Raw genomic sequence first — 13,281 nt, 5'->3', positions numbered from 1 at the left:
ATATAGCCGTATTTTCGAATAAAACAAAACGCAATGGATTACAAAGCGAGCGATGCCCTGCTGGACCTGCAATATTTTGGGGAATTCGGAGGAGTAAACCCTTCCATTTCCGACTCCTCCACCTACACCTTCCTTTCTGCCAAGACTATGTTCGATACCTTCGAAGGGAATACCGAGGGGTGCTATCTGTACAGCCGGCACTCCTCCCCTTCCAACCTCTACCTGGGGGAAGCCCTGGCAGCCCTGGAAGGCACGGAAACCGCCAACGTAACAGCCAGCGGTATGGGGGCCATCACCGCTGTAATCCTGCAGCTCTGCAGCAGTGGCGACCACCTGGTCAGCAGCCGTACGATTTACGGGGGCACCTACGCCTTTATGAAGAATTTCCTGAAGCGTTTCAATATAGAGGTCAGCTTCGTGGATATCACCAACCCGGAAGCTGTTCAAGGAGCCATCCGGGAGAACACCCGGATGATTTACTGTGAATCCGTTAGCAATCCCCTGCTGGAAGTTGCGGACATCCCCAACCTGGCCCAACTCGCAGAAGCCCACGGGATGCCCCTGGTGGTAGACAATACCTTCAGCCCGCTGTCCCTTGCCCCGGCTCGCCTTGGGGCGCATATCGTCATCCATAGCCTCACCAAATTCATCAACGGGACCAGCGACACCGTGGCCGGGGCCGTTTGCGGCACCAAGGAATTCTGCCTGGCCTTAAAAGACGTCAATGACGGGGCCGGGATGCTTCTGGGCAGTACCCTGGACAGCCTGCGGGCCGCATCCATCCTGAAGAATATGCGCACCCTCCACCTGCGCATGAAGAAACACAGCGAAAATGCCCTTTTTCTGGCACGGCAGTTCGAAAAAGACGGCCTTCGGGTCGTGTATCCGGGGCTTCCCTCCCACCCGGGCCACGAGCGAATGAAAGCGCTTATGGTACCGGAATACGGGTTTGGCGGCATCCTGACCCTGGACGCCGGCAACCTGGAGCGGGCCAACAGCCTTATGGAGCTTATGCAACGTGAAAACCTCGGTTACCTGGCCGTGAGCCTTGGGTTTTACAAAACGCTATTCAGCGCCCCCGGCACCTCCACCTCTTCGGAAATACCGGAAGAGGAGCAAAAGCAAATGGGCCTGAGCGATGGGCTTATCCGCTTCTCCATAGGGTTGGACAACGACATCGATAGGACTTATCAGAAAATGCGGAGGTGCATGGAAACCCTGGAGATCCTGCCGGTACAGCACGCCTGAACTAAGGCAGGCAGCACCTGCTCCCGGTTGCAGGTGCGGGTACAATGTCGTATTATTAGGGCCACCAAAACAAACCCATGGCCAAAACCAAACCGAATAAGTACCGACAGAACGAGCATATTGTAGACAACCAGGAACTAGCCCTGTGGGAGGCCTTACTCCCGGTTTTTGCCCTGATCGGGATGCTCGCTTACAACGTCTATGTCTTCGGGGACGATGCCATTTCCGGATCCAACCAGTTTATCCTCCTGATGGGCGGCGCCGTAGCCGCTGTTGTTGGGTTTTTCAACAAGGTGAGCTTTAAGCGTATGCTCTCCGAAGTGGCTGAAAATATCAAATCGACCACCGGGGCCCTGCTCATTCTTTTAATGGTAGGCGCCCTGGCCGGAACCTGGTTGGTGAGCGGGATTATTCCGGCCATGATCTATTACGGACTGCAAATCCTGAGCCCCACCATCTTCCTGGCGGCCTGTGTCATTATCAGCGCCATAATTTCGGTGGCTACCGGGAGCAGCTGGACTACCGCCGCCACTGTTGGCATTGCCCTAATAGGGATTGGGGATGCCCTGGATATCTCCCTGGGCATGACGGCCGGCGCGGTGCTTTCCGGGGCGTATTTCGGGGACAAGATGTCTCCCTTAAGCGACACCACCAACCTGGCCCCTGCCATGGCCGGGGGCGAGCTTTTTTCGCATATCCGGTATATGGCCCTGACCACCACCCCCACCATCCTGGTAACCCTCCTGGTTTTTATTATTATAGGCTTTACCCTGGACACCAGCGGAGAGGCGGACACAGCAGCCATCCAGCAAGCCATTGCGGGTGTTTTCGACATCAATGGCTGGCTTTTTCTGGTTCCCCTGGCCGTTATTTTCATGATCGTCCGCAAAACCCCACCCCTTGTGGCCCTGTTGGTAGGGACCCTTCTCGGGGGGGTGTTCGCCCTGATTTTCCAGCCCGGGGTGGTTGCCGGCCTAACCGGAGCCACTTCCCTGGATTTTGAGTCCGGGTACAAAGGGATTCTCAATGCCATAACCGTGAGCACCTCCATAGCTACAGATAACCCGGCCTTGAACGATTTGTTTTCCGCCAAAGGCATGGAAGGCATGCTCCCCACAATCTGGCTTATCGTATGCGCCATGGTTTTTGGCGGCATTATGGATGGTATCGGGGCGCTCTCCCGCATTACCAAGGGACTGCTGGGGCTGGCCAAGTCCACCTTCAGCCTATTCGCCAGTACGGTGGGCAGTTGCCTGGCGCTTAATATAACCGCTTCGGACCAGTATCTGGCCATTGTGGTCCCGGGTAAGATGTTTGCCCAAGCCTACCAGGACCGCGGTCTGGCCCCCGAAAACCTGAGCCGTACCCTGGAGGATTCCGGGACAGTCACCTCTGTGCTCATCCCCTGGAACACCTGCGGGGCCTATCACAGCGGGGTCCTGGGAGTATCGGTAGCCGAGTATTTCTTTTACGCCATTTTTAACTGGCTGAGCCCGATTACCACCCTGGTATTCGCTGCTTTGGGCATAAAAATAGCCCAGCTCACCACCGGAAAATAATCCCTGGGATATTGCTGCTTTTACGCTTTTTCCAAAGAGGGTATTTTCGTAATTTCACCTAAAATTTTACACTATGGCTTCAATCACTTTAGGCGGCAAGCCCGTCCATACCCTGGGAGACCTCCCGGCTGCAGGAACCCAGGCCCCGGATGTGGAACTGGTACGGTCCGACCTCTCACGGGCTAAAATCAGCGATTTCAAGGGCAAAAAAGTCCTTATGAATATTTTCCCGAGCGTCAATACCGGGGTTTGTGCCGCTTCGGTCAGGCAATTCAACCAGGAGGCAGCAGAGTTGGAAAATACCGTTGTGCTCTGCATCTCCAAAGACCTGCCCTTTGCCCAGGACCAGTTTTGTGCCGCGGAAGGAATCGAGAACGTGGTCATGCTCTCGGATTTTCGCGATGGTAGTTTTGGCAAAGCCTACCAGGTAGCCATGACAGATGGCGCGTTCGAAGCGTTGCTCAGCCGCTCCGTGGTGGTGCTGGATACCAGCGGAAAGGTGGTCTATACCGAACAGGTCCCTGAAACCGGGGAAGAACCCAATTACAAGGCAGCCCTAGAAGCATTGATGGATGCCTGAGGAACCCTTCCTGGAAAACCGGGTAAAAAGCGTAGGCTATGCCCTTAGGGGCGCCTGGCTCCTGCTGCGTACCGAAGCGAGCATCAAGATTCAGTTTGTGATTGCGTTGGTGGTTACGGCAGCCGGGTTTTATTTCGGCATCTCTTCGTTGGAATGGATGGCACAGCTCCTGGCCATTGGCTTGGTGATGGGGGTAGAAGGGGTCAACACGGCTATTGAAAAACTCTCGGATTACGTACAGCCCAACCGGGACCCCCGTATTGGCCAGATCAAGGATATCTCCGCAGGTGCCGTTATGATTACCTCAGTCCTGGCCAGCATAGTGGGCCTGATCATTTACCTGCCCCGGATATTTTAGCCCCCTGCCTCCGCGGTAATTTGTAATTTAGCCGCGCCAAGTATTCAACCTATGGCCCGTACCAAGAAAAAAGCAACATCCAAAGCCAAGCGCAGGTTCCGGGGGCTTTCCCGGCAGAACAAGGTGATTTTCGGAAGCCTGCTCATTTTGCTGAGCATCGGGCTATTTTTCAGTTTTATCTCCTTCTATTTCAATTGGCAGGCAGACCAGAGTGCCCTTAGCGCCTTTGCAGACCGGAATGCCGAAGCCAAGAACCTGCTGAGTAAGTTCGGTGCCTCGGTGAGCCACTTTTTTATGTATAAAGGGTTTGGCCTGGCGAGTTTCCTGGTCCCGGTACTCATGTGCCTTTCCGGGCTTTACCTGTTTCTGAGCATTCCCGCGAAGGGCCTGGCCTCCCGCTGGGTATGGGGGCTGGTCCTGCTGATCTGGTTTTCTTTTGCACTCGGGTTTTTCGCCCCCTCCCAACCCTTACTGGGCGGGCAGATCGGCTTTGAAATGAACGATTTTATGCAGGATTATATCGGCAGGATCGGGGTGTTCCTCCTGCTGCTTTTCGGGCTGGTAGTGATCCTGGTGCGCCTGTTCGATTTTCACCCCCAGGACGTAGCCCATGCCTTTAACCGGGTGCGCTCGGGTTTGAAGCCCGCTTCATCGGAGGCTACGCTACAAACAGAAGAGGAGGACGAAAGCCCCTCCCCTGCCGTGTCCCTCCTCGGCGACGAGGAAGAAGCGGTCGTTAAACCCGACCCGTACACGCACAAAACCGACATCCCCCCAATTCAAAAAGAACCTGCGACCACCCCGGAGGCGGATCCGGGTCAGGAGCTGGAAATTGAGGTGACCCAGCAACAGGAGGAAGCCGAGGAATCGGACGTGCTGGCTGCCAAGCTGGTGTCCGATTTCGGCGAATTTGACCCTACCCTGGAGCTCTCCAAATACCGCTTTCCCCACCTGGACCTGCTGGACACCCACGGGGCCGCCGGCGGGATAACCATCAACCAGGAGGAACTGGAGGAGAACAAGAACAAGATCGTGGAGACCCTCCGCAACTACAAGATCGGGATCGCGCAGATCAAGGCTACCATAGGGCCTACGGTTACCCTGTATGAAATTGTCCCGGACGCCGGGATACGCATTTCCAAAATCAAGAATCTCGAGGACGATATTGCACTTTCCCTGGCTGCGCTCGGGATCCGGATTATTGCGCCCATCCCCGGGAAAGGGACCATAGGGATCGAAGTGCCCAACAAAAAGCCCACCGTGGTATCCATGCGTTCGGTTATCGCGTCCAAGAAGTTTCAGAATGCCGAGATGCAGCTCCCCATTGCCCTGGGAAAGACCATCAGTAACGAAACCTTTGTGGTGGATCTGGCCAAAATGCCCCACCTGCTTATGGCAGGGGCTACGGGTCAGGGGAAGTCGGTCGGACTCAATGCCATCCTCACCTCCCTGCTCTACAAGAAACACCCGGCCGAGGTAAAGTTCGTCCTGGTGGATCCCAAAAAGGTGGAACTCACCCTCTTTAACAAGATTGAGCGCCATTACCTGGCCAAACTCCCGGATTCCGAGGAAGCCATCATTACAGACAATACCAAGGTGATCAACACCCTGAATTCCCTCTGTATTGAGATGGACAACCGCTATGAGCTGCTCAAAACCGCCATGGTGCGGAACATCAAGGAATACAACGTAAAATTCAAGGCGCGCAAGCTCAACCCCAATGACGGGCACCGCTACCTGCCTTATATCGTCCTGGTGATCGATGAGTTTGCCGACCTGATCATGTCGGCCGGCAAGGAGGTGGAGACGCCCATTTCCCGCCTGGCCCAGTTGGCCCGTGCCATTGGCATCCACCTGATCATTGCCACCCAGCGCCCATCGGTGAACGTGATCACGGGCCTTATCAAGGCCAACTTCCCGGCGCGGATTGCTTTCCGGGTTACCTCCAAGATCGATTCCCGCACCATCCTGGACAGCCAGGGGGCAGACCAGCTTATCGGGCGGGGGGATATGCTTTTTACCCAGGGAAATGACACCATAAGGATCCAATGCGCTTTTGTGGACACCCCGGAAATCGCCAAAATAACGGAATTCATAGGCTCCCAGAGGGCGTACCCGGATGCCCACCTGCTCCCCGAATACATCGGGGAAGATTCTGGCACGGGAGTTGATTACAGCATTGAGGAACGGGATGCCATGTTCCGGGAGGCCGCAGAGGTAATCGTAACGGCCCAGCAAGGATCGGCTTCCCTGATCCAACGGAAGTTAAAACTGGGGTACAACCGGGCCGGACGGATCGTGGACCAACTGGAGGCCGCAGGTATTGTGGGGCCTTTTGAGGGCAGCAAAGCCCGTCAGGTCCTCATTCCCGACCTGAACGCCCTGGAGCAATTTTTTCAAAACGAAACCAATTCCTGAACATGAAACGCAGTATACTGATTTTACTTTTCGCTGGCCTGAGCGCTCTGAACCTCCACGCCCAGGATGCCGCAAAGGCGAAAGCCCTGTTGGATGAGGTCTACCAGAAAGTGCAGAGCTATGACAACATTTTTGTGGATTTCAAATTCGAACTCTACAACGCCGAGGCCAATGTGCGGCAGGAGAACCGGGGGGACCTTACCCTGGAAGGGGATAAATACCTGTTGAACTACCTGGGGGCACAGCAACTCTATGACGGCAAAAAGGTCTACACCATTGTCCCGGAAAACGAAGAGGTAACTATTGAAGACAAAAGCGACGATGCGGGTACGGTAAGCCCGTCGAAAATGCTGACCTTCTACCGGGAAGGGCACCAGTACGGCTGGGACATCCTGCAGAACGTTATGGGCCGTAAGATTCAGTTTGTAAAACTCACCCCCATCGATTCCAACTCCGAAGTGGCCTCTATCCTCCTGGGTATTGATGTGGAAACCAAGCACATCCACAAACTCATCGAGACCGGAAGCAACGGCACCAAAACCACCATTACCGTTAATTCTTTCAAAACGAACCAACCCCTCTCCGCCTCCTTATTTACCTTTGATGCGCGGAAATACGAGGAGGAAGGCTACTACATTATCAGAAACTAACAAGGGTGAGGATACTCGACCAATACATCCTGAAAAGGTTCCTGACGAATTTTTTCAGTTCGTTCGTTATCCTCATGTTTATTTTCATTTTCCAGACCATCTGGCTTTTTATCGATGACCTGGCCGGTAAGGGTCTGGACCTGATCATCATCTTCAAATTCCTTTTTTACCTGATGCCCAACCTCACGGAGAAGGTCCTCCCCCTTACCGTGCTGCTGGCTTCAATCATTACCTTCGGAACCTTTGCGGAGAACTACGAGTTTGCAGCCATGAAGGCCTCGGGGATCTCCCTGCAGCGCTCCATGGCACCTCTGATCATCTTTGTAAGCCTCCTGGGAGTGCTCACGTTTTATTTTGCCAACACGGTAATCCCGGTTTCGGAACAGAAAATCTATAACCTCAGGCGCAATATCGCCACCCTGAAACCGGCTGCGGTAATAGCCGAAGGGGTGTTCTCCGACTTCGAGGGCCGCAGCATCAAAGTAGACCGGAAGTACGGGGAAAACGACCGGTTCCTGGAAAATGTGGTGATCCATGAAAAATCCAACCTCCAGAAGAATGTAACTGTCATCAAAGCCCAGGGGGGCGAACTGATTTCCGAGGAGGGGAACGACATCATCCAACTGGTCCTGCAGGACGGGTATTATTACCACGACATTATGGACAAGTCCGGGACCAACGACAAAAATTACCCTTTTGCCAAGGCGTATTTCGATACCTATACCATGAACATCGCCCTGCCGGACAATATGGAAGACCTTGAAGCCGAGCGGAATGTAGAGACGGATAAGATGAAGAACGTCAGCAGGTTGCGTACAGACATAGATTCCATAAGGGATCACAATGTAAAACTGGCCGCCGCCTTTTCCAAAAGCATCAGCGGGAGGGTGGGCGCCTTTCCCTTACGGGAGCGCGACACGGTTGCCGCAGACTCCAGCCAGCCCGAAGACCCTACCGAGATCCGCCAGGCCATCGCCGCTGCCGTGAGCAAGGGAAAACCTCAGGATTCCTCGGCTACCGTAGAGGCATTGAATCAGGAAACCGGGCAGGCAGCCAACATCCGCAATAAAATGGAAAAAGACGTCCGGGAACTTAGCGGACCGGACCTGCTCTCCCATTTCAAGCCCTTTGAGCAGGGACAGCTCTTGGATGTTTCCCGGAACTCCGTAAGGAATATCCTGAATTCGGTACGGGGCAAGCGGGACGAACTAGAGCTGAGTTTTAAACGCTACAACCTGCATATCCTGAGCCTTCACCGCAAGTTTGCATTGGCCCTGTCCTGCATTATCCTTTTCTTTGTGGGCGCTCCCCTCGGGGCGATTATCCGCAAAGGGGGCCTGGGCCTGCCTATGGTAGTGGCGATTATCCTGTTCCTGACCTATTACTTTATCGGGGTGTTTTCCGGGAACTACGCCAAAGAAGGCAACATCCACCCGGTTTTGGGGGCCTGGCTGCCCACAATGATTATGCTTCCACTTGGGGTTTGGCTTACCCAAAGGGCCACCCGAGACAGGGGCCTGATGAGTTTCGGGCACGTGGCCGATGCATTCCGGGAGGGGTTTGCAAAACTGCGCCGTAAAAAAGGTGCAGCTGAATAACATGGACAAAAAAATACAACTCGACACCATCGAAGAGGCCATCGCGGATATCCGCAAAGGCAAGGTTATTATCGTGGTAGACGACGAAAGCCGCGAAAACGAAGGGGATTTCATCGCTGCAGCAGAAACGGTCACCCCGGAAATGGTCAATTTCATGGCCACCCACGGGAGGGGCCTCATCTGTGCACCGCTCACGGAGTCGCGCTGCGATGCCCTGGACCTGACCATGATGGTGGAGAACAACACGGTTTTGCACCATACCCAGTTTACCGTTTCGGTAGACCTCATCGGGCACGGGTGTACCACCGGTATTTCCGTACACGACCGGGCCAAGACCATAAAGGCCCTGGTAGATCCCGCTACTCAGGCCCACGAACTCGGGAGGCCCGGACATATCTTCCCCCTGCGGGCCAAAAACGGCGGGGTATTGCGCCGGACAGGCCACACAGAGGCTGCGGTGGATTTTGCCCGGTTGGCCGGCTTCTCCCCCGCAGGCATCCTGGTGGAAATCCTCAACGAAGACGGCACCATGGCGCGGTTGCCCCAACTGGCGGAAGTGGCCCGGAAATTCGATCTGAAACTGGTCTCAATAGAAGACCTGGTAGCCTACCGGATGCGGCACGACAGCCTCATCCGCAAGCGGGATTCTTTCGATGTGGAGACCCGTTATGGCTCTTACCGGCTGCACGCCTACCAGCAAACCACCAATGAGCAGGTACACCTGGCCCTGACCCTGGGGACCTGGAAAGCCGGAGACCCCGTGCTGGCGCGTATCAACTCCACCCTAGTCAACAACGATATCCTTGGGACCCTGACCTCCGATGCGGACAAAAAGCTCGATGACATGTTTAGTGCGCTGAACAAGGAAGGCAAGGGTGCTATTGTGTTTATCAACCAGCCTACCCATGCGCTCAACCTGCTTACCCGCATCCAGGGCCTTAAGGAAAATCAGGAAAAAGGGGTGGTAAAAGCCCCGGGCATCGGGATGGATGACAAGGACTTCGGAATCGGCGCACAAATCCTGCACGACCTCCACATCCAGAAGATCCGCCTGATGACCAACAGTACTCAAACCAAGCGGGTGGGTATGACGGGGTATGGCCTGGAAATCGTCGATTATGTCCCCTACTAAGCCAGTACCCTGCTGAGGACTTCCCTCAGGGTCCTGGCCCTGGCGGCCACCTCCCCGGCTTCCCAGGAGAGTTTCACCAGGATGGAAAGTGTCCGGGACATCCAATGGTCCGATTGCTCAAAGGACATGTGCTTCCTGCTTTGAATCCCTTCCCGGGCCGCCTCCGGGAGAGCCCCCAGGCTTTTCAGCTCCTTGAGGTGGTCCCATTTGCGGTGGTAGTGCCAGTTGTTGTCGTACCAATAGAAAACGCCGTCTATACCGGCCTCTGCAAGGGCTGCATGGGCCTTCCTGGCTTTGGTGGCGTCGGGCAGGAAGACATTCAGGAAGGAATAATTTTCCACTCCGCCTTCGGGTACACGCCGGAATTCAAGGCCGGATATGCCTTCCAGAGCATTCCTAAATTGTGTGTAATGGCTCTCCTGTATTCCCAGGAAGTCGTCTAACCGGCGCAGCTGGGCGAGTCCAACTGCCGCGTGGAGTTCCGATATCCGGTAGTTGTACCCCAGGTGCGGGTGGCCTTCTGCCCCGCGGTCCTGGCCGATGTGGTCGTGACCGTGGTCGCTGTAAGCCTGGGCCTTCTCGTAAATCGCCTGGGAGTGGGTAATGATCCCCCCGCCTTCGCCACAGGTAATGGTTTTTACGTAGTCGAAGGAAAAGCAGCCCACATCTCCCAGGCTGCCCAGGGGTTTGCCCCGGTAGGTGCCCCCTATGGCCTGGCAGGCGTCTTCGACCAACACCAACCCGTACTGTTCCACCAGGGCTTTAAGGGCGTCCAGATTGGCCATGGACCCGCACATATGCACCGGCATAATGGCGCGGGTGCGCGGGCCAATTGCAGCTTCTACAGCCCCTGGGCAAAGGGTCAGAGTATCATCGATATCGCAGAGCACGGGGACGGCACCCAGGGCGAGAACCGCCTCAAAACTCGCCACGAAGGTAAACGTGGGCAGGATGACCTCATCGGCAGCCCCTACCCCTGCACTTGCCAGGGCCACGGTTAGGGCAGCCGTACCGCTGCTCACCAGGTGGGCATGGGGCACCTGCATCCGGGCAGCAAGGGCCTGTTCCATCTCCCGGGCTTTCCAATGGCCGTTGCGCATGGGGCCGAACCCATACCGCATCAGCACCCCGTTATCCAGCACCTCCGATACCGACTGTCTTTCGGCATCCCCGAATTTTTCAAATCCCGGCATAGCTCCTCTTTTTAATTCCCGGTTAGGTCCAGGACAGAATCCGCAAGCGGTTTGCGGACCTTCTGCATCCCGGAAAACATGTCATCTTCGGCCCGGTACCCCACAGGGAGTACCAATACGGACTCCAGGCCTTGTTCTGCCAACCCCAGGGTCGTGTCATAGGCGTCCGGGCGGAACCCTTCCATGGGGCAGGAATCGATCTGTTCCACGGCACAGGCGGTGAGCAGGTTCCCCAGTGCCAGGTAGGCCTGGTTCACGGCCCACCCCCTGATGGCCTCCTCGGACTTGGCTTCAAAATCTCGGACGAGAAAGTCCCGGAAAGGCTCCAGGATTTTTGGCTCCGTACCTCTTACCTCCTGTACCCGGCGGAAATAGGCATTAATATAATCCCTGTCTATTTCGCGCTCTATGCATACCACCAGCAAGTGAGAGGCATCGGCTACCTGCCGCTGCCCATAGGAATGGGCCACCAATTGCTCCTGCAGCCCGGCATCCCTGAGAACGACGAGTCTGACGGGTTGGAGTCCATAAGACGTAGCTGTAAGGTTGAAGGCCTCCTTAAGCCGGTTTATTTTATCTTCAGAAAGGACCCGTTGAGGGTCGAATTTTTTAACGGCGTACCGCCACCGCAGTGCATCCAGTATAGTTGACATAACTAAGTACCTTATGTAAAAAACCACAACCTGACCGCCATGGCCAGCACCATCACCACCAGGAATATCTTGATAAAGCCATCCCCTTTTTTAACGGAAATACGGCTGGAGAACCACGCCCCCAACATATTGCCAACAGCCAGCACCAACCCTACCTGCCAAATCACCTTGTCGTTCCAGATAAAAACGGCCAGGGCCGCAAGGGTATAGATAAAAACCACAGCAACCTTGGTGGCATTGACCCGTACCAGGTTCATCCGGTTTACGTAGTGCAGAAACAGGATAATGACAAAACCGATCCCCGCATTGATAAAGCCCCCGTAAATCCCTACAAAGAAGAAGGCCACACAACCTATCCAAAGGTATTTCCCCGTGATGCGCTCCTGGAGCTCGGCCACATTAATCCTTGGTTTAAATACGATAAGCACCACCACGGCCACCATAATGATGGCCAGGATCCGGTTAAAGGTCTCCCCCTTGATGTCCACAGCAATGGACGCCCCGATCAGGGAGCCCAGAAGCGCCGAGATGCCGAGGTAAACATTAAAAGGAAAGGTGCTGACCCCCTTACTGCGAAACCCCGCTACAGCCGTTGCGGTCTGCAGGACGATGGCCACCCGGTTGGTCCCGTTGGCCACCGCAGGCGGAAGCCCGAGGAAAATCAGCACAGGCAGCGAAATGAGAGAAGCGCCGCCGGCTACCGTATTGATAAACCCAACAACAAACCCAACAACAACGAGCAGTGCGTAATGGTACCAGGCTTCCATAGCCACAAATGTAACGGTTTGCCATGTATCCCTGGCTATTCATTAGGGAGATTACCTTCCGGGTTATCCCTATATAAAAAAATCCGCCCCTGGGACAGGGGCGGATCGGCGGTTACCTCAACGTCATAGCAATTGGGGGCTATTGTAGATACATCAGAGAAGCAACCACGGGTTGTAAAAGGGGAACTACTGTAGGTTAGTTCTTCTCGAAGGTGAGTAAATCGGTGCCACCATTGCCACCACTCACATCGATGAGTTCAATTTTAGTTGCAGAGTGGGTGATGATATCCCAATCGTCAGTCAGTTCCGCAAAATCGGCGGGGCTGGCAAAGAAAATGTTGAAATCGATGTCTCCTGAGGAAGTTCCGCCGGGGTTGAAGTCGCCCAGGGTACACCGGTTGCGGAAACGCAGGCGGTCGTCGCCCATGCGAAGGTCTACATTGGACTCCCCGTTGTAGAGTTCAATTTCATGCAGCATCCAGGTATCCGGGATGTCGCTCAGACCCTCTACATTCAGGACCACCTGAATGTTGTTCCCGCTGCCGCTGGCCTCCCAGGTGCCGCTCCACATTTCGGAGCCGCTGGAAACACTTACGGTACCGTCTGCGGTAAACTCGAAGGTATAACCGGAATAGTTGCTCTCAAGATCCATATCGGAACGCTCGAGTTTCTCCACAAACCACCCGCTGCAGGCCGAAAGGACTTCAGTGAGCTGCTCTACGGTACAGGTGTAGCAGTCGTCATCGGTGCCTCCCATAGAGTCGTCGGAACTGTCGTCGGAGGAATCATCGTCTGAATCATCGTCTATGGTCAGGGACCAGGTGCCATTGATGGTCTCGGTGCCATTTGTGGCTACCAGGCTTCCGTCGGCATTAAAGCTAAAGGAATACCCGTTGAAATCGGCCGTCTCATTCTGGCCGGAGTCTACAAAATTGGTAATGGTCCAGTCGCCGGCAGCCGTAACCTGGTCTGTGATTTCATCAATACTTGCCGAGAGTTGGGCAAAATTATCTACGGCGTTGTCGTCCGTGTCCTCGGAACAGGAGACCATCATCAGGGCCAAAGCGACCATCGGGAATACATACTTCGTTTTCATAACAATAAGGAGATTAAGATTCAATTAAA

At 54.9% G+C, this 13,281-nt stretch carries 12 protein-coding genes; 8 read left to right on the top strand and 4 right to left on the bottom strand.

Features of this window, described 5'->3' with window-relative positions:
• The first annotated feature begins 33 nt into the window (after positions 1-33).
• The 8 genes from CA832_RS07940 to ribB all read left to right on the top strand — a co-directional run bounded on the left by CA832_RS07940 (position 34) and on the right by ribB (position 9,543).
• On the top strand, positions 34-1,248 hold the full coding sequence (locus tag CA832_RS07940; protein WP_088341045.1) for an aminotransferase class I/II-fold pyridoxal phosphate-dependent enzyme: 1,215 nt from the start codon (positions 34-36) through the stop codon (positions 1,246-1,248).
• A gap of 77 nt (positions 1,249-1,325) precedes the next feature.
• Positions 1,326-2,807: a Na+/H+ antiporter NhaC gene (gene nhaC / locus CA832_RS07935; protein WP_088341044.1), complete on the top strand. Its 1,482-nt coding sequence runs from the start codon at positions 1,326-1,328 to the stop codon at positions 2,805-2,807.
• A gap of 73 nt (positions 2,808-2,880) precedes the next feature.
• Positions 2,881-3,387 (top strand): thiol peroxidase, encoded by a 507-nt coding sequence (gene tpx, locus CA832_RS07930; RefSeq protein WP_088341043.1) that lies wholly within the window; start codon positions 2,881-2,883, stop codon positions 3,385-3,387.
• Positions 3,380-3,745 (top strand): diacylglycerol kinase family protein, encoded by a 366-nt coding sequence (locus CA832_RS07925; protein WP_088341042.1) that lies wholly within the window; start codon positions 3,380-3,382, stop codon positions 3,743-3,745. The genes tpx and CA832_RS07925 overlap by 8 nt, the downstream gene beginning before the upstream one ends.
• 51 nt (positions 3,746-3,796) lie before the next feature.
• Positions 3,797-6,163 carry an FtsK/SpoIIIE family DNA translocase gene (locus CA832_RS07920; RefSeq protein ID WP_088341041.1) on the top strand — a complete coding sequence of 789 codons (2,367 nt, stop codon included), beginning with the start codon at positions 3,797-3,799 and terminating at the stop codon, positions 6,161-6,163.
• Between the two features lie 2 nt (positions 6,164-6,165).
• Positions 6,166-6,813 carry a LolA family protein gene (locus tag CA832_RS07915; protein WP_088341040.1) on the top strand — a complete coding sequence of 216 codons (648 nt, stop codon included), beginning with the start codon at positions 6,166-6,168 and terminating at the stop codon, positions 6,811-6,813.
• A gap of 5 nt (positions 6,814-6,818) precedes the next feature.
• Positions 6,819-8,411 (top strand): LptF/LptG family permease, encoded by a 1,593-nt coding sequence (locus tag CA832_RS07910; RefSeq protein WP_088341039.1) that lies wholly within the window; start codon positions 6,819-6,821, stop codon positions 8,409-8,411.
• 1 nt (position 8,412) lies between these two features.
• Entirely contained in the window at positions 8,413-9,543 is a 1,131-nt protein-coding gene (ribB, locus tag CA832_RS07905; protein WP_088341411.1) for a 3,4-dihydroxy-2-butanone-4-phosphate synthase, read from the top strand.
• On the opposite strand, the gene CA832_RS07900 is transcribed toward ribB, so the two are convergent.
• The 4 genes from CA832_RS07900 to CA832_RS07885 form a co-directional block, all read right to left on the bottom strand.
• The gene (locus CA832_RS07900) at positions 9,540-10,736 is read right to left on the bottom strand and encodes a DegT/DnrJ/EryC1/StrS family aminotransferase (protein WP_088341038.1); all 1,197 of its coding nucleotides are present in this window, start codon (positions 10,734-10,736) and stop codon (positions 9,540-9,542) included. The two genes, ribB and CA832_RS07900, sit on opposite strands and share 4 nt — an antisense overlap.
• Before the next feature lie 11 nt (positions 10,737-10,747).
• On the bottom strand, positions 10,748-11,389 hold the full coding sequence (locus CA832_RS07895; RefSeq protein WP_088341037.1) for an NAD(P)H-dependent oxidoreductase: 642 nt from the start codon (positions 11,387-11,389) through the stop codon (positions 10,748-10,750).
• Positions 11,390-11,400: 11 nt separating this feature from the next.
• Positions 11,401-12,156 carry a sulfite exporter TauE/SafE family protein gene (locus CA832_RS07890; RefSeq protein ID WP_088341036.1) on the bottom strand — a complete coding sequence of 252 codons (756 nt, stop codon included), beginning with the start codon at positions 12,154-12,156 and terminating at the stop codon, positions 11,401-11,403.
• A gap of 196 nt (positions 12,157-12,352) precedes the next feature.
• Positions 12,353-13,252: a hypothetical protein gene (locus CA832_RS07885; protein ID WP_088341035.1), complete on the bottom strand. Its 900-nt coding sequence runs from the start codon at positions 13,250-13,252 to the stop codon at positions 12,353-12,355.
• Positions 13,253-13,281: the final 29 nt, after the last annotated feature.

The sequence above is a fragment of the Robiginitalea sediminis genome (assembly GCF_002198115.1).
GTDB classification, from domain to species: Bacteria; Bacteroidota; Bacteroidia; order Flavobacteriales; family Flavobacteriaceae; genus Robiginitalea; species Robiginitalea sediminis.
The sequence above is the reverse complement of the archived record's forward strand: the minus strand, read 5'-3'. Positions and strand labels throughout refer to the sequence as shown.